Origin of the sequence: Tenacibaculum mesophilum (assembly GCF_003867075.1) — a bacterium.
GTDB classification, from domain to species: Bacteria; Bacteroidota; Bacteroidia; order Flavobacteriales; family Flavobacteriaceae; genus Polaribacter; species Polaribacter mesophilus.
This window is the reverse complement of sequence record NZ_CP032544.1, coordinates 2,447,111-2,464,431: the sequence shown is the minus strand read 5'-3', so window position 1 is coordinate 2,464,431 and position 17,321 is coordinate 2,447,111. Positions and strand designations below refer to the sequence as shown.

The following is a 17,321-nucleotide window of genomic DNA, read 5'->3' as shown; positions in this document are numbered from 1 at the left end:
TTAATAAACAAAGTAATGAAATCAATTACAATCAAAGGATCTCAAAGAGAAAGCGTAGGTAAAAAAGCAACAAAAGCCTTACGTAATGCTGGAAAGGTTCCTTGCGTATTATACGGAGGAGACAAGCCTGTTCACTTTTCAGCTGAAGAAAAATCGTTCAAGCCATTAGTATATACTCCAGACGTATTTACTGCTACGATTGAATTAGATGGTGTAACATATAGCGCTGTATTACAAGACATACAGTTTCACCCAGTAAATGATAGCATTTTACACGTAGACTTTTACCAATTATTTGAAGACAAGGCTGTGACTATGGATATTCCTGTACGTTTAGTAGGATCTTCTAAAGGTGTTATGGTAGGTGGTGCTTTACGTCACAACTTACGTAAATTAAAAGTAAAAGCATTACCAGCTAACTTACCAGATTTTATTGAAGCTAATATTACTGAGTTAGAAATTGGTAATAAATTATATGTTACTGAGTTAAAGAATGACAACTATACGTTATTACACCCAGATAACACAGTGGTTGCTCAAGTTCGTATGTCTCGTAACGCCGCTAAAGCAGCAGCTGAGGCTGAAGCATAGACTGCAAAACAATAATCATACAAAAGCGTTACCATGTGTAGCGCTTTTTTTATTTTTGATGTATGATTATTACACCTTTTTTTAAACAATTATTTGGTTTTTCTACAAAACAATTAACAGATAAAGAAGACGATTCTATGAATAAATTTTTAATTGTAGGCTTAGGTAATATTGGCGAAAAATATGACAATACACGTCACAATATAGGTTTTAAAATCGCAGATGCTTTTGTTAAAGAGCATGAAGGCTCTTTTGAAACCGAAAAGTTAGGAGATATAGCTAAACTTAAAATTAAGGGTAAAACAGTACTTGTTTTAAAACCTAATACTTATATGAATTTAAGTGGTAAAGCGGTTAAATACTGGATGCAAAAAGAAAACATTCAAGTTGAAAACTTGTTAATTATTACTGATGACCTAAATATTGATTTTGGAAAAATTCGTATCAAAGGAAAAGGAAGTTCTGGCGGACATAACGGTCTAAAAGACATCCAAGATAAGTTTAATACAGGTGCTTATCCTCGTTTTCGCTTCGGTGTAGGAGCTGAATATAGTAAAGGTCGTCAAGTAGATTACGTTTTAGGCAAATGGAATCCTGATGAGGAAAGCGCAATGATTGAGCGTATTCCTTTTTCTGTAAAAGCGGTTACTTCTTTTATTACAGCTGGTTTAGCTAATACCATGAATGAGTTTAACGGAAAATAATTACGTTTTACGCCGTTAACTTATTCAAAAACTAATTATCAGAAGCATACCACTCAGCAAAACTAGTATCTGTTTCTTGTAGCTTAATGCCGTGTAATTTTATGTTTTCTGGAAGCCTTTTTTGAATTTTCTTAGCAAAATCAATCACCATCATTTCGCTTGTTGGTTGATAGTCTACTAAAATAACATGATGTCCACGGTCTTTTAACTCTTTAGCTAACTCTACATGGGGAGTATTCTTATTGAATACCGTAGCATGGTCAAATACATCTACAATCTCTTCTTTTACAATCTTCTTTAAATCTCCAAAATCAATTACCATTCCGTACTTCACATTGGATGTATCAGTAATTGGAGAGCCTATCACTGTAACCGAAAGCTTGTAACTATGCCCATGAACATTTTTACATTTTCCATCATAACCATACAACGCATGTCCAGTTTCAAAAGTAAACTGCTTGGTAATTCGAATCTTACTCATAAATATCTATCTCTAAAGTGAAATAAACTTAAAAAATTACTTCTCTTTTAACCTGCCTTAAATGACGACTAAAGATGTGTATTGACTCTTATTTTCTTTTAAACTTTTTGTTTGCTCTGTATTTATTAAAGAAATAAACTACAGCTACACCCGCCGCTAAAATGGCAAATAAATAATCTCCACCCATAATATTTTACTTTTATTTGCCGAAAGTACGAATTTGATTTTAAATGCTATTATTTTTTCACTCTCTAGAGAATAAAATCTTTAAAAATTAACACCTAACTCCAATTCAAGGTTAAATTCTTTATTTAATACGTTAGAATTGATAAAATGCTGTTTGTAATTTATACCTAAAACTATACCTAGCTCTTCCCAAGGAATTAACCTTATTCCTTGTTTAGATTCAAGCCCAATTAAGAGTTTGGATTTTTTTTCGTTATTCAGCCCCCTAGTTGTTTCATATCCAAAAGGAACATTTATACCAACACCTACATAAATACCTTTGTAAAATTTAATAAACCCATCTAAACCAGCTCCTAATAAAAACTGATTAAAACTTTTATACCCCTTACTCTTTAAAAGGTTGGGTTTTAATTGATAGTTATTGAATGAAAATACAGTTGGAATTATAAAATCCTCCTCTGTATCTGAAAACTCAGAGTATTTTATTTTAAATCCTTTATAGTGTTTACTAAAAACAGTATTGTAAGAAAGTATATGAATGGTTCTTGGGGCTTTTTTATTACTTATGCTAGGGTTTTGAGCATGAACGAAGCTAACAAAAAAAATTAACCAAAATAAGCAGCGCATATTTTATTGTTTTTTATAGTGAAAAATAATGTAGTTTAATTCTTTAGTGTTGTACTTTATAGTTAAAAAATCTGAGGTAATTTGTAATACAGTAGCATCTAAAATTTCATTATTGTCTACTATCAGAGATATTTTAGTCTCCCCGTTTAGTCTCCAAGTTCCTTTATCATGATATCCTTCAGAGAAGGCTTCAAAAAACATGTTAGTTTTAAATAAGATATAATCATTACTCTCTTTTAAAGAAGGTTGATGCACTTCACCAAATACCTCATAGTTTTGAATGCGCCATTTTCCAATTAATTTAGATTTTAGACTTTTTTGAGAAAAAAGAGATAGAGATATTAAAAACAAGATGACAAGTAAAACAATTCGATACATATTACAAGTGGTTATTAAATTTCAGGTAAAAGTATAAGGCAAGTAAAATGTGAGTTTGTTTATTTAAGACAATGATTATTTTATTACCTTTTGTCGTAAATAGACAAACTATAAAGTAAGAACCTATTGTAATTTTGATGGATAAAGCATCACAAATGAAAAACTCAACACAAATAGAGCGATATAATAAGTTGTTAGATTTTTTAGAAAAGCGTTTTAAAACATCAATTCACACACATGAAATAGAAGATGTTTCCTTTTACTCTTATCGAAATATCAATAGAATATTTTTAGCGTTACAACATGAAACTATTGGTCAATTTCTTAAAAGAAGAAAACTAGAAAAAGCTGCACAGTATTTAAAATTTTCAGATATTGAAATTTCAGATATTGCCCTAGAAGTTGGGTATAGTGATGTGGCAGCTTTTAGTAAAGCTTTTAAAAAACATTTTCGCTGTACACCTTCTAGCTTTAAAAGCTCTTATACATTTCAACAAAAAATTACGAATCAAATTTTAGAAGAACCTAATAAAAAAAATGATCCTTTATTACAGTTTGAAATTGAAATTATACCATCATTTCAAATGTTGTATTTACAATATCAAGGAACTTATGAAGATATAAAAGGGATTGAAAGAACATGGAAACAGCTTTTAAAGTATGCTGATAAGCATGATTTATTAACTGATAAAACTATTATTGTTGGTGAAATTTTGGATGATGATGAAATAACAGAGTTTGTTAATTGTAGGTATAATGCAGGGATTATACTTACAGAAGCACAAAAAATTGAAGTTAAAGGAATGTTTAAAGTTAAAGAAGTTATCTCTCAAAAATATGCCAAGTTTATTCATAAAGGAAGTCATGAAAGCTGTTTTGAAACATACAATACAATTTATGCACATTGGATGTATGATGTCAAATTAGAGTTTGCGGACGCACCAATTTTAGAGTTTTATTTAAATGACGATAAAAATACTCCTCAAGAAGAATTAATAACAGAAATTTACATTCCTATTGTTTAACGCAAAACCAACAAATAAAAATTAATATTTTTTCTTTGAAATTTATACTTCCTCTTTGTCCTAAATAAACAAACACACCTACATTTTCCAGCCTACTTTTGTGTTATTAAACAAATAAAACACATGAAAAGTTACAAATTACAAAAGTATTGGCACATAGATTCTTACCTTCTTCTGGGATTGTATAATTGGCTTTTCTCAAGGAAACAATTCTATTTTGGTTTTCTTGTCCTATTCCTAAATACATAATTAAAAAAAGTTACGAAATGAGTTTTGCTAAATTAATATCACTTTTTGAAGAGTCTACAATCATGTTGTATATCGGTTACTTTTTTTTATTTAATACAAGTTTAATAGTATTGGAAATAATTATTGATGTGCTGTTTAGAAAAAAGAGAAAATGGAAAGATACCTTAGCCAATATATCTATTTTTTTTATGAATCAACTTATAGAAAAAACAATTATAGGATCGATTGGTGTAATTTGTTTAATGCCTTTTCATTGGATAACACCAATAACGATTCCTAGTAATGTATATACATGGATCCTGGCTTTTATTATAGCAGATGTAACGTATTATTGGATGCATCGTTTAGAGCATGAACATCGAATATTATGGGCTAGCCATAGTGTTCACCATTCTTCAGAAGATTATAACTTAACTATTTCTATGCGATTAAGTATTGTAGAAGGATTGTTTGAATGGGCTTTTTTAATACCGATGGTACTAATAGGTTTTTCACCATTTCAGGCTATTGTAGGATTAATATTAGTCGCACAATTTCAAACATGGATTCATACGGAGCGAATTGGTAAGTTAGGGTGGTTAGATGAAATATTCAACACACCATCCAATCATAGAGTACATCATGGATCTAACCGAAAATATTTAGATAAAAATTACGGAGGTGTTTTTATTATATGGGATAAACTTTTTGGAACATTTCAAAGAGAACAAGAAAAAGTAGTTTATGGGCTTACAAAGAATATAAAAACTAACAACCCTATTAAAATTAATTTTATAGAATATATTAATATTTACAAAGAAGTAAAAAGGTGCAAAACACTAAAACATAAGCTAAAAATAATTTTTGGAAACCTAATTTGGAAGCCTGATTATTTTAAAAGTAAATAAGTTCAGCTTAAGCTTACTATATATTTGGAACGGTATTAGTTAGTTTAAAGTTTATACCTAATACCGTACTTTTTTACTTCTTAAATTTTTCTAAGGCTTTTTTGGTAAACTCAGATAAAACAAGCTTTCCAGAAGTCTCTGCACGTTCTATTAACAGTTCTTCCCAGTGCTCGGTTCCAATCCACAACGCTCTTTTCATTTCAACCAATGCTTCTGGGTTATACGAAGCTAATTTTTCTGATAATATTTCAACCTCTTTATCTAATTCACTTTGTGTTTCAAAAACACGCGCATACAACCCTTTTTCTTTCGCCCAATACGCATTTTTCCAGCTCGTTGCATCTAAGGTTAACTCTGCCAATCCGCTTACGCTTATTTTGCGTTCTACGGCAGGTGCAATTACAAACGGACCAATACCTATCGTAAACTCAGAAAGTTTAATAGAAGCGTGCTCTGTAGCTAATACATAATCACAAGCAGCTGCTAATCCAACTCCACCGCCCACAGTTTTTCCTTGTACTCTACCAACAACTAGCTTCGAACAACGACGCATCGCATTAATTACATTGGCAAACCCTGAGAAAAAAGCTTTCCCATCTTCTAAATTATCAATTGCTACCAATTCATCAAAAGAAGCTCCAGCACAAAAAGCTCGTTCTCCTTCTGATTTTAGTACAATTACTGAAACTTCATTATTAATTGAAAGCTTATCAAATTCATTTGCTAAACGTTCTAATAACACACTTGGAAAGGAGTTACTTGCTGGATGCCCAAATTCAATCGTAGCAATCTTATTTTCAATATGTGTATATAAACTTCCGTTTTCTCTAGTTGTAGTCATTTGTTTATTGTTGTTTGCTCAAAATTACGTTTTTTGAGCAAGTGGTAAAAACTTTCTTCTAAACTTTATAATTAATGGAGTTCCTCTAGCAATCATCCACAGGAAAAAAGCAATCCAAATAGCATACAGTTTATAATCTAGTGAATCAAAAAATAATAAGGTTGGGACAAATACGAATCCTGTTGCTAATAATAAAACGTTTCGTAAGTACTTCATTTCTCCCATACCTTTAAACATTCCGTCATAAATAAAAGCGATAGAACATACAGGTTGCATGAGTAAAATAATCCAAAAAGTATTGTAAAATTGTTTTAAAACCTCAGGTTCTTTCGTGAATATTTTTCCTATAAATTGATATAAAACAAAACCTACAACTGTGAGTAAGAGTCCGAAAAGGAATCCGTATGTAATTAATCGATTTCCTAACATGACTAAGGTTTTATATGCTTTTGCTCCTAATAATTTTCCTGATAATATATTTCCTGCAGAAGAGTAGCCGTCAATCATAAAAGCGCCCATAAGCCATAAATTGAAACCAATCGTATAAGCTGCGATATAAGCGTCGCCATAATCAGTAGCATAGGAAGTACCAAAATATAAAGCAACATTTAACGCTATAGTTCGCACAAATAAATTTAAAACCATGTTTATAAACTTTGGTATTTCAGCATTAAGAGGCAGGCTGAACCTTAATGGAATATCTGTCTTCTTTAACAATAATACCGCCGAAATTATTGCCATAGTAGCTTGTGCTACAACACTTGCATAGGCTGCACCTTGAATATGCATTGCAGGAATCAAGCCTTCTATTCCATATACCAATACAACATCCAACCCTATATTAATAAACGTACCTATGAGTGCTATTACCATCGGATAATACGTGTTTTGCAACCCTCTAAACGTACCAAAAACAGCAATCGTAAAAAGCGTAAACGGGAATCCGAAAACACGAATTTTGTAATACGAAACAGAATAGTCTAAAATGGTTCCTGAAGCATTATACAACTCAAAAATTTCTTTTGCAAAAGGGTAACTAATTCCTAAAATAAGCGCACTTACCCCTAACACAATAACAATAGCTTGTGCTGGTAGGTTTTTTATTTCGTCAAGTTTATCAGCTCCTAAATATTGAGAAACGATAGAAGAAATTCCGCTACGTGTTTGCCCAAATACCCAAATTAACATGGATAAAAAAGCCCCTACAATACCAATCGCAGCAATACTTTCGGTAGCATTGTGCTCAATGTTACCTACGATGGCTAAATCTGTGGTAGAAAGTAACGGTTCAGCAACACCTGCAATTAATGCAGGCATTGCTAATTTATTTATGTGTTTAAAACTAATGTTGTGTTGCATAATAGTTAACAAAAATAACTATTATTGAAGTTGGAAAATGAAATTGCAGTGTATTGTTTTATTAATGTTATTTAAGAGCAAATCTCACATTTACCTGTTAAAAAAACAGTAGCACTCTCTATGATATGATTTTCAACCTGAGGAATTGAAATATCAACTGATAAACATGTTACTTTTTTGCAGTCAGTACATTGAAAATGAGGATGTATATCATTATGATGATGCGAAGAACAACTAGCACATTTAGCATACCATTTTACACCTTCTTTCCCCATAAAAGAATGTATAACGCCATCGTTTTCCAGACGATCCAAAACTCTATAAACCGTAGTTTTATTCATTTCGTCATTTAATTTACTTACTAAATCAACAGCAGCAATTGCTGAGACTCCAGACTCAAATAAGCTTAATAATTTTTTTACTGCTTTTGTTTTCCTAATAACTCCCATAAAACTAATTAATGCAACATTGTTGCAATTAAAAAAATAACGTACTTTTGCTTTTCAAAATACTAATTTAAGAAAATCAATGGTACTCAAACAAAAATCAGATACATTAGGAGCTTTGTCGAGCGGTCTATGTTTGGTACATTGCCTATTTACACCTTTTCTGTTTGTTATACAATCTCATGCTGCTTGTTGTAGTCATGAAGCAGTTCCTTTTTGGTGGAAAAGTATAGACGTTTTATTTCTAGTCATTTCATTTTTTGCTATTCAAAAATCCGTTCAAACTACTTCAAAAAAATGGATGCAGTATGCTCTTTGGATTACGTTTTTGATTTTGTTTATAATCATTTTAAACGAATATACACAAGCCATGAAATTACCTGAAAAAAGTATTTATGTACCATCATTAGGTTTAGTGTTTCTACATATATATAATAGAAAGTATTGTCAATGTGCAAACAACACTTGTTGCGCTAATAATTAAATAGTTTAAGTAATGAACAAGCATGATTACATAGGTGATAATCACATTTTAACAAATATTAAAACACCTTTAACACCAAACGCTTTTGATAAATCAGACGAAGAAAAGATTGTAAATATTCAAGGTCATTTTGCAAAAATAATGGAGGAGCTTGGTTTGGATTTAACAGATGATAGTTTGTCTGGGACACCTTATCGTTTTGCTAAAATGTATGTTAAAGAGTTGTTTTATGGATTGAACCCAGCTAATAAACCCAAAGTTTCTACTTTTGATAATAAATACGGTTATAGTAAAATGTTAGTGGAACAAAACATTACTATCGATTCTTCATGTGAACACCATTTTCTTCCTATTAGTGGCTATGCACATATTGGTTATATTCCAAAAAATAGGGTTATCGAGCTTTCGAAAATTAATCGTTTAGTAGATTATTATTCACACAGACCACAGGTACAAGAGCGATTATGTTTACAAATCTTAACAGATTTACAAGAAACTTTGGAAACGGAAGATGTAATTGTACTGGTGAATGCAAAGCACCTATGTGTTTCTTCTCGCGGAATTAAAGACAAGAATAGTTACACAACAACTATTGAGTACGGAGGAAGTTTTAATGATTTAGCTGTTCGTAATGAGTTTTTTAAAATTTGTGAGTTTGAAAATAGAGAATAATTAACCTATTACTTCTTCGTTAACATTCGTTTTATTTCATTCAGCTTCATTAAAGCTTCAATAGGTGTTAGTGTATCGATGTTTGTAGTTAAAATTTCTTCTCGAATATCTTCTAACAACGGATCATCTAACTGAAAAAAGCTCATTTGCATATCTTCATGCTGTGCTTCTTTCAAGGTTTCTTTTACCTCCTTGTGTGAATGTGAGTTTTCTAACTCTTTTAGAATTTTGTTTGCTCTATGAATTACCATACTTGGCATTCCTGCTAATTTCGCCACGTGAATTCCAAAACTATGATTACTTCCTCCAGCTACTAACTTACGTAAGAAAATAATACTATTATCTAGCTCTTTTACCGATACATTAAAGTTCTTAATACGTTCAAACGTGGAAGTCATTTCGTTTAACTCGTGATAATGCGTTGCAAATAGTGTTTTTGCTTTCGATGGGTGTTCGTGTAAGTATTCCGAAATTGCCCAAGCAATAGAAATTCCGTCATAGGTAGATGTTCCACGTCCAATTTCATCTAACAACACCAAACTACGATCAGAAATGTTATTTAAGATCGATGCGGTTTCATTCATTTCAACCATGAATGTCGACTCTCCCATCGAAATATTATCACTCGCACCTACTCTTGTAAAAATCTTATCCACCATACCTATTCGAGCATTTTGAGCAGGAACGTAACTTCCCATTTGTGCCAATAATACAATCAAAGCTGTTTGACGTAAAATTGCTGATTTACCAGACATGTTAGGACCTGTGATCATGATAATTTGTTGCTGATTACGGTTCAGCACCACATCGTTCGCTATGTATTCTTCGCCTATTGGTAATTGTTTTTCAATAACCGGGTGGCGACCATTTTTGATTTCAATATCGGTACTATCGTCCATTAAAGGGCGCACATAATTATTCTCGGTAGCTAAGGTTGCGAAAGATTGCAACACATCAATCTTAGCTACATTTTGTGCATTTTGTTGTACTGGTTGTACAAAGCCTATAATGTACTGTACTAACTTGGCAAAAATCTCCGTTTCTAATTGCTGAATTTTCTCTTCTGCTCCTAAAATTTTTGCTTCGTATTCTTTTAATTCTTCAGTAATGTAACGCTCTGCATTCACTAGAGTTTGCTTACGAATCCACTCTTCAGGAACTTTATCTTTATGCGTATTTCTAACTTCAATATAGTATCCAAAAACATTATTAAACGCAATTTTTAAACTCGGAATCCCTGTACGTTCTGTTTCACGAGCTAGCATCGTATCTAAATACTCTTTTCCAGAGTTTGAAATGTTACGCAATTCATCTAACTCTTCTGAAACTCCGTTTGCAATCGCATTTCCTTTATTTATATTTACAGGGGCTTCTTCTAAAACAGTCTCGGTAATTTTATCAATTAATTCATCACAAGTATTAATTTTTTCTCCTAATAACCTAACGGCAGCGTTTTCGCTGCTTTCTGCGGATTCTTTTATAGGAAGAATCGCTTTTAACGAATTTTTCAACAAGATGACCTCTCTTGGAGATACTTTTCCTGTCGCAACTTTCGATATCAATCGTTCGATATCAGAAATTTGTTTTAATTGGTAGGTTACAGTTTCAGAAAAAGTATCGTTATCAATTAAAAATTTCACTAATTCGTGTCGCTGCTGAATTTGGTCTAAATCTTTTAACGGAAGCGCTAACCAACGTTTTAACAATCTCCCTCCCATTGGAGAAATCGTTTTATCGATTACATCTAATAACGAAACCGAATTCACAGAATTACCTCCGTATAACTCTAAGTTTTTTACGGTAAAGCGATCCATCCACACATAATTATCTTCCGCAATTCTGCTAATAGATTGTATGTGCTCTATTTTGTTGTGTTGTGTTTCCGATAAATAGTACATTGCTACACCTCCAGCCACAATTCCATATTCTAACTCTTCAACTCCAAATCCTTTTAACGTTTTTACCTTAAAATGATTTCGAAGTAATTCATCACCATATTCTTTTTGAAACACCCAATCATCCAAATAAAAAGCATGAAAACGATTGGTAAAAGCTTCTAAAAATCGTTGCTTGTATTTTTTTTCTACCAAAACTTCACTTGGCGCAAAGTTTTGTAAAAGCTTATCGATGTACTCTTCATTTCCTTGTGCAATGAGGAATTCTCCAGTTGACACATCTAAAAACGAAACTCCTAATAGCTTTTTCCCAAAATGAACGGCTGCTAAAAAGTTATTCGACTTCGATTGTAATACCTCATCGTTCAACGCAACTCCAGGAGTTACCAATTCCGTCACTCCCCGTTTCACAATCTTCTTAGTCATTTTTGGATCTTCTAACTGATCACAAATAGCAACACGCAATCCAGATTTTACTAATTTAGGCAAATACGTGTTTAAAGAATGGTGCGGAAACCCTGCCAATGCTGTTTCACTTTCGCTGCCACTTCCTCTTTTGGTTAAAATAATACCTAAAACTTCTGACGCTTTTACAGCATCTTCTCCAAAGGTTTCATAAAAATCGCCTACTCTAAATAATAACATCGCATCCGGATATTTTGCCTTGATTCCGTTATACTGCTGCATTAATGGAGTTACCTTTTTTGCCTTTGTTTTTGCCAAGTTTCTAGATTTTTTGGGTTAGTTTTGCGAAGATAGAAAAGTTTAGAGTTTCTTTTGTTTCAAGTTATCCACAACTTTAAACTTTTGAACCTGAAAACCACTTTATGAGAAAATTAAAAAACAGCGAACTAGGCAGGAAAACAGTTGAAGAGTTTAAGCAAACTAACAAAACTCCCATCATTGTAGTATTGGATAATATTCGTAGTTTGAATAACGTAGGTTCTGTTTTTAGAACTTCGGATGCTTTTTTGATTGAAAAAATTTACTTGTGTGGTATCACTGCTACGCCCCCTAACAAAGAAATTCATAAAACTGCTTTAGGTGCCACTGAATCTGTAGATTGGGAATATGTTGAAAATACTATAGACTTGGTTGAAAAATTACAAGCAGAAAACGTAAAGATCTTATCTATAGAACAAGCAGAAAATAGTACAATGTTAGATACTTTTACTCCTGAAATTGACCAAAAATACGCAGTAGTGTTTGGAAATGAAGTAAAAGGTGTACAACAAAAGGTTGTTTCTGCTTCTGATGTTTGTATTGAAATTCCGCAATTAGGAACCAAACACTCATTAAATATTTCTGTGAGTTGTGGTGTGGTTTTATGGGATTTGTTTACTAAAATGAAAAAGTAACATCATTATTAGCAACAATAATAACTAAGTAATTTACTTATTTAGAGTTCATAATTCAAAGATTGCTTCACTTTAGCCTGTCTTTAGCGACAGTCGAAAGATTCGTAATGACAATATCATTCTTTTAAAGTAGAGTGTTAAATTTTTGAATTTATCCTAAAAACCTACTATATTAGGCACTTGATTACCCCATCCCCCAAGAGTTATTTTGTAATTAAAAACCCTATTTAATATGGAAAACAAGTACTTAAAAGAAACAGCAATGAGTTTAAGCCCTGGTGGAGATACTGAAATTACTGAAGGAGGTAGTGATACTGGTGGAGCAACAGGAAGTGACGGAGGTGATTAGAGCCAAAAAATTACATTTGGCACACAACATAAGTTTAAAAACCATTACTTTTGGAAAAGTAATGGTTTTATTTTATAACTACTCTATGAAAAACTTCCTTTACATTATTCTATTTTGTTCTTCCTTTGTATTTTCTCAGGAAAATAAGGATTATTTTTCTAAAAGAGATACATTAATAGAATCAGGAAGGCAGGCATTTTTTGATAAAAACCTTGCATTATTAAATACAGTCACCTTACAGGTTGATTCTTTATACAAAAGAACTAATGACTCTATTCTACTTGCCAAATACTTTCACTTTAAAGCCCTACAAAATAAACTTACTTATACTAACGATAGTGCTTTTTACTATTATCATCTTTCAAAAGATATCTCTAAAAAAATCAATGATTCTTTAGCTGTCGGAAGGCGTTTATTAAGTTTAGCTATTTTACAAAAAGAAGCTAAAGATTTTTTAGGTAGTGAAATAAGTTTAATTGAAGCTTTACAATACTTAGAACCTATCAATTCTGTTATTTATTTGGAAAGTGTTTATAATAATTTAGGAATTGTTTCGGAAGAATTGAAACAACAAAACGAAGCTTTATCATACTACAACAAAGCATTAACTTATAATAAAATAAACAAAAAAAACACTGGTTATTTATACATTATTAATAATTTAGGTTTTTTTTATCAAAGTAAAGGACAGTATAAAAAAGCTATTTCTCTTTTTAAAAAAGGATTATCAAAAGATAGTATTAAAGAAAAGTATCCAATACAATATGCTTTGTTATTAGAAAATTTAGCTGCTAGTAATTTTTTATTGGGTAAAAAAGAAAATGTGCTAAAACAATATAATGAAGTTCTCAGCATAAGGAAAGAAGAAAATGATTTTGCAGAATTAAGCACAACACATATAAACTTGGCAGATTATTACAAAAATCTTAATCAACTAAAAAAAGCTCAACACCATTCTAGCGAAGCTTTAAAATATGCCGAACAAACCCACAACAATAAAAAATGGTTAGAAGCTTTAAAAAACCTTTCAGATTTAACTAGCGGAGAACAATCAAAACAATATTTAGAAGAGTATATTACCTTAAATGATAGTCTATTCCAAAATGAACGCAGGTTAAAAAATCAATTTGCTAAAATTAGATATGAAACGGATAAAAAAGAAAAAGAAAACTCTGTTTTAAAAACTGAAAACGAGAAAAAACAGGCAGAAATACTTCAACACAAACAACAAAAAACTATAGGTTGGTTATTGTTCGTTCTTAGTTTATTGTTATTTGGAGTAGGAGTACTGTTTTATTTTAACAGAAAAAGAAAACTACTCTATCAAGCCCAGTTAGAAAGAATTCAGGCAAGAGAACATGAACGTAAACAAATAGCTAAATCTTTACATGATGAAGTTGCTGGTGATTTACGTTTACTACATCGTAAATTAGAGAAATCTAACTTATTAGAGGAAGCTCAAAAATTAGATGCAGTAAAAGAAAATGTGCGTAATTTATCACATCAACTAAGTAGTGTTAGTTTTGATAAAGTTTCCTTTAAAAATCAAATTATCAATTTAGTGAGTGATTATTTTGAACCTGATTTTAAAATAAAAGTGAATGGATTGCAAAACTACGATTGGACGACAATTAATAATTCTATTAAACGTTTACTTTACTTAAGTATTCGCGAAAGTATACAGAACTGTAAAAAACACGCAAAAGCGAGTAAAATAACTATCAATTTTTCTGTACGTAAAAAATACGTACATTTGGGTATTATTGATAATGGTATTGGCTTTAATACCACCGTTAATAAAAAAGGAATTGGTTTACAAAACCTACAAGAACGCATTGAAGAGTTAAATGGTAAATTAACTATTAATAGTGAAGTAGGTAAAGGAACCCAAACCAGTATTCAAATACCCTTAAATGGCTGGACAAACAAAAATACTTTTAGTTGATGATCATCAATTGATTTTGGAAGGAATTCTTTCATATCTAAAAGATATAGATAACTTAGAAATTGAAACAGCTAATTCATGCGATGAAGCTTTTTCTAAAATAAAATCAAGTTTAAGCGAAAATCCATTTCATATCGTTTTTACCGACTTGAGTTTTGACAACCAAAACAAAAATGTTATTTTAGATGGAGGAGAAGCTTTTATAAAATCTATACTTAAAGAAGCAATTCCTATTAAAGTAGGTGTAATTACAGGACACTCTGAAACAAACAGAATTTTTAATGTTATACATAATTTAAGCCCTTCTGCCTATATTTTAAAGGGAAAGTGTAGCACAGATGAACTAACCTTTGCTATTCAAAAAATGTTAAAAGGTGAAATATACTATACGCATGAAATTCACCAAAAACTCTTAAAAAGGGCTTTAGTTGAAATACAAATGGATGATATTGCCATCCAAATTTTAAAAGAGCTACCTAAACATTCTAAAATTTCTAACTTAGAAGGCTTAATTAAAAAGGACGATGGATCATTAATAAAAGTCAGATCCATAGAAAGCAAACTATCTAAACTAAGAACAGACTTACAAGCCAATAATAATACAGACCTGGTATTAAAAGCAAAAGAATTAGGAATTATAGATTAAGCTTAACCTCTTTTTGCGGAAATACACATTTATTTTTGCGGTTATCCCATTTTACAAATTACAACTAAACAGTAATTTCGCAATGGAATTCAAACCATTGTTGGGAAGAATCTTGAAAAGAGAGAGAATGTAAAAAAAGCCTTTAAATATTTAAAGGCTTTTTTATGCTACCTATCTCGCCCTAAAATATGCTATTGTAAAATTGACTTATTTTTTCTCTTGCGGAAAACCACACGTTTTTTTGCGGAAATACCCTTTTTTAACCTTTAATCTCTCTTTACATTTGTGGCATCTTCTTTTCAAGATTAATTGGAAAAAGACATTTAAGGGGAATAATGAACCTTCTAGAAATTCTAGAAGGTTTTTTTTATGCTATTTCGGAAAATTGCACTTTTAACTTCGGAAATCCCTTTTTATACCCCTGATTATCAGCATATATTTGACATGTTCATTATTTAATGACAATTAATTAAAGGGGAATTAATTAAATCATTTTAAAAATGGGGAAACTACTATTACGTAAAATGAGCAGAGGTTTTAACACTTTACTTTCAGTTCTAGCCGAATTCGGTAAAGGTGCTGGATATGCTCTAAGACACTAAAAGTTAATTAACCAAACTTAAACGTGTAAACCTTCTAGAAATTCTAGAAGGTTTTTTTTATTACCATTACTAAAATTGTAAATTAGGCGTTCAATCATTTTATGCCTAAATGACTCAAAAATATATTATTGCTCTAGACCAAGGAACAACTAGTTGTCGTACCGTAATTCTTAATAAAGAGGAAAAGATTATAGCAAAAACTCAACAAGAGTTTCAACAAATATTTCCACAACCTGGTTGGGTAGAACATGATGCTAATGAAATTTTACAAACTCAGTTAAAAACCTTACAACAAGCTATTGAGCAGGCTCAAATATCACCTTCACAAATAGCAGGAATAGGTATTACTAATCAGCGTGAAACAACTGTAGTTTGGAATAAAAACACAGGTAAACCAATATACAATGCTATTGTTTGGCAAGATAAAAGAACAGCTGATACTTGTGAGTTACTCAAAGAAACTGGACTCGAAAACTATGTGCGTAAAACTACTGGACTGGTAATTGACAGTTATTTTTCTGCAACTAAAATTCATTGGATCTTAAATCATGTAAAGGGAGCTCAAAAAGAAGCTGAAAAAGGAAATTTGTTATTTGGAACTATTGATTCTTGGCTTTTATGGAACTTAACCAATAAAAAAGTTCATGCAACAGACTATAGTAATGCCTCACGTACCATGCTATACGACATAAAAAACTTGTGTTGGGATGAAACTTTAATAAAAGAACTAAATATTCCAATTTCAATGTTACCTGAAGTAAAACCCTCATCTTTTCATTTTGGAAACTACGAATTAGAGGGAGTTCAAATTCCAATTGCTGGAATAGCAGGAGATCAGCAATCTGCTTTATTTGGACAAGCATGTTTTAAAAAAGGAGAAGCAAAAAACACCTACGGAACAGGGTGTTTTATGTTAATGAACACAGGTGAAAACTTAGAATACTCTGAAAACGGTTTAATTTCTACAATTGCTTGGGGAATTAACAACAAAGTGTATTACGCTCTTGAAGGAAGTGTTTTTGTTGCTGGTTCAGCAATTCAATGGTTACGAGATGGACTACAAATTATCAATAATGCAGAGGAAAGTGAACTTTTTGCTGAAGAAGTTACCGAAGAAAACCCTGTTTACGTAGTTCCTGCTTTTGCTGGCTTGGGCGCTCCGTATTGGGATATGTACGCTAGAGGTGCTGTTTTTGGTTTGACTCGTGATACAGGAAAAAATCACTTAATTAAAGCCACATTACAATCATTAGCTTATCAAACCAAAGATATTTTAGATGTTATGCAAAAAGATAGCATGCTTCAACTCTCTTCTTTAAAAGTAGATGGCGGAGCATGTGCTAATAATTTACTGATGCAATTTCAGGCAGATATCTTAAATGTAGCTGTAGAGCGTCCTGAAGAAATTGAGACCACCGTAATGGGAGCTGCTTATTTGGCCGGTTTCTGTGTTGGTTTTTGGCAACAAAACGATATTGTTAACAAAAGAAAAATAGATAAAACATTTACTCCTTCTTTCTCTAAACAAAAAAGAGAAAAATTATACCGTACTTGGCAAAAAGCTGTTGAACGTACTAAAGATTGGATTGATTAAAA

The 17,321-nt window shown here is 31.5% G+C and carries 17 protein-coding genes; 10 read left to right on the top strand and 7 right to left on the bottom strand.

Going from position 1 to position 17,321, the window contains the following annotated elements:
- Positions 1 to 15: 15 nt before the first annotated feature.
- Both D6200_RS11120 and pth read left to right on the top strand, forming a co-directional pair.
- On the top strand, positions 16 to 591 hold the full coding sequence (locus tag D6200_RS11120; RefSeq protein WP_047788000.1) for a 50S ribosomal protein L25/general stress protein Ctc: 576 nt from the start codon (positions 16 to 18) through the stop codon (positions 589 to 591).
- A 68-nt stretch (positions 592 to 659) separates the two neighbouring features.
- Positions 660 to 1,295, top strand: coding sequence for an aminoacyl-tRNA hydrolase (pth, locus tag D6200_RS11115; RefSeq protein WP_394364653.1), 636 nt, complete (start codon positions 660 to 662; stop codon positions 1,293 to 1,295).
- A gap of 31 nt (positions 1,296 to 1,326) precedes the next feature.
- On the opposite strand, the gene D6200_RS11110 is transcribed toward pth, so the two are convergent.
- The 3 genes from D6200_RS11110 to D6200_RS11100 form a co-directional block, all read right to left on the bottom strand.
- The gene (locus D6200_RS11110) at positions 1,327 to 1,776 is read right to left on the bottom strand and encodes a 6-pyruvoyl trahydropterin synthase family protein (RefSeq protein WP_047788002.1); all 450 of its coding nucleotides are present in this window, start codon (positions 1,774 to 1,776) and stop codon (positions 1,327 to 1,329) included.
- Positions 1,777 to 2,043: 267 nt separating this feature from the next.
- Complete coding sequence (locus D6200_RS11105) at positions 2,044 to 2,589, bottom strand: hypothetical protein (protein ID WP_073182319.1); 546 nt, start codon at positions 2,587 to 2,589, stop codon at positions 2,044 to 2,046.
- A 3-nt stretch (positions 2,590 to 2,592) separates the two neighbouring features.
- Entirely contained in the window at positions 2,593 to 2,967 is a 375-nt protein-coding gene (locus D6200_RS11100) for a lipocalin family protein (protein ID WP_047788003.1), read from the bottom strand.
- A gap of 155 nt (positions 2,968 to 3,122) precedes the next feature.
- Between D6200_RS11100 and D6200_RS11095 the strand changes: the two genes are divergently transcribed.
- Both D6200_RS11095 and D6200_RS11090 read left to right on the top strand, forming a co-directional pair.
- Positions 3,123 to 3,992 (top strand): AraC family transcriptional regulator, encoded by an 870-nt coding sequence (locus D6200_RS11095; protein WP_164505164.1) that lies wholly within the window; start codon positions 3,123 to 3,125, stop codon positions 3,990 to 3,992.
- A 266-nt stretch (positions 3,993 to 4,258) separates the two neighbouring features.
- On the top strand, positions 4,259 to 5,128 hold the full coding sequence (locus D6200_RS11090; protein WP_047788005.1) for a sterol desaturase family protein: 870 nt from the start codon (positions 4,259 to 4,261) through the stop codon (positions 5,126 to 5,128).
- A gap of 73 nt (positions 5,129 to 5,201) precedes the next feature.
- Here the strand turns inward: D6200_RS11090 and D6200_RS11085 are convergent, their stop codons facing one another.
- From D6200_RS11085 to D6200_RS11075, 3 genes are all read right to left on the bottom strand, one after another.
- On the bottom strand, positions 5,202 to 5,969 hold the full coding sequence (locus D6200_RS11085; protein WP_073182321.1) for an enoyl-CoA hydratase/isomerase family protein: 768 nt from the start codon (positions 5,967 to 5,969) through the stop codon (positions 5,202 to 5,204).
- Positions 5,970 to 5,993: 24 nt separating this feature from the next.
- Positions 5,994 to 7,328 carry an MATE family efflux transporter gene (locus D6200_RS11080; protein WP_073182322.1) on the bottom strand — a complete coding sequence of 445 codons (1,335 nt, stop codon included), beginning with the start codon at positions 7,326 to 7,328 and terminating at the stop codon, positions 5,994 to 5,996.
- A 71-nt stretch (positions 7,329 to 7,399) separates the two neighbouring features.
- Positions 7,400 to 7,777 carry a Fur family transcriptional regulator gene (locus tag D6200_RS11075; protein ID WP_073182323.1) on the bottom strand — a complete coding sequence of 126 codons (378 nt, stop codon included), beginning with the start codon at positions 7,775 to 7,777 and terminating at the stop codon, positions 7,400 to 7,402.
- A 79-nt stretch (positions 7,778 to 7,856) separates the two neighbouring features.
- On the opposite strand from D6200_RS11075, the gene D6200_RS11070 reads away from it, so the two are divergent.
- Together D6200_RS11070 and folE are read left to right on the top strand one after the other, a co-directional pair.
- A complete protein-coding gene (locus D6200_RS11070; protein ID WP_073182324.1) occupies positions 7,857 to 8,258 on the top strand; it encodes a MerC domain-containing protein in 402 nt (133 codons plus the stop codon).
- A gap of 12 nt (positions 8,259 to 8,270) precedes the next feature.
- Positions 8,271 to 8,930, top strand: a complete 660-nt coding sequence (gene folE, locus D6200_RS11065) for a GTP cyclohydrolase I FolE (protein WP_073182325.1) — start codon at positions 8,271 to 8,273, stop codon at positions 8,928 to 8,930.
- Between the two features lie 8 nt (positions 8,931 to 8,938).
- Here folE and mutS read toward each other — a convergent pair whose 3' ends face one another.
- A complete protein-coding gene (gene mutS, locus D6200_RS11060; RefSeq protein WP_073182326.1) occupies positions 8,939 to 11,548 on the bottom strand; it encodes a DNA mismatch repair protein MutS in 2,610 nt (869 codons plus the stop codon).
- A 104-nt stretch (positions 11,549 to 11,652) separates the two neighbouring features.
- On the opposite strand from mutS, the gene D6200_RS11055 reads away from it, so the two are divergent.
- The 4 genes from D6200_RS11055 (at position 11,653) to glpK (ending at position 17,319) form a co-directional block, all read left to right on the top strand.
- On the top strand, positions 11,653 to 12,183 hold the full coding sequence (locus D6200_RS11055; protein WP_073182327.1) for an RNA methyltransferase: 531 nt from the start codon (positions 11,653 to 11,655) through the stop codon (positions 12,181 to 12,183).
- Between the two features lie 365 nt (positions 12,184 to 12,548).
- Positions 12,549 to 14,477, top strand: coding sequence for a tetratricopeptide repeat-containing sensor histidine kinase (locus D6200_RS11050; RefSeq protein ID WP_125064416.1), 1,929 nt, complete (start codon positions 12,549 to 12,551; stop codon positions 14,475 to 14,477).
- The gene (locus tag D6200_RS11045; protein WP_073182329.1) at positions 14,446 to 15,123 is read left to right on the top strand and encodes a response regulator; all 678 of its coding nucleotides are present in this window, start codon (positions 14,446 to 14,448) and stop codon (positions 15,121 to 15,123) included. Before D6200_RS11050 ends, D6200_RS11045 begins: the two co-directional genes overlap by 32 nt.
- 711 nt (positions 15,124 to 15,834) lie before the next feature.
- A complete protein-coding gene (glpK, locus tag D6200_RS11040; RefSeq protein ID WP_073182330.1) occupies positions 15,835 to 17,319 on the top strand; it encodes a glycerol kinase GlpK in 1,485 nt (494 codons plus the stop codon).
- Positions 17,320 to 17,321 lie beyond the last annotated feature (2 nt).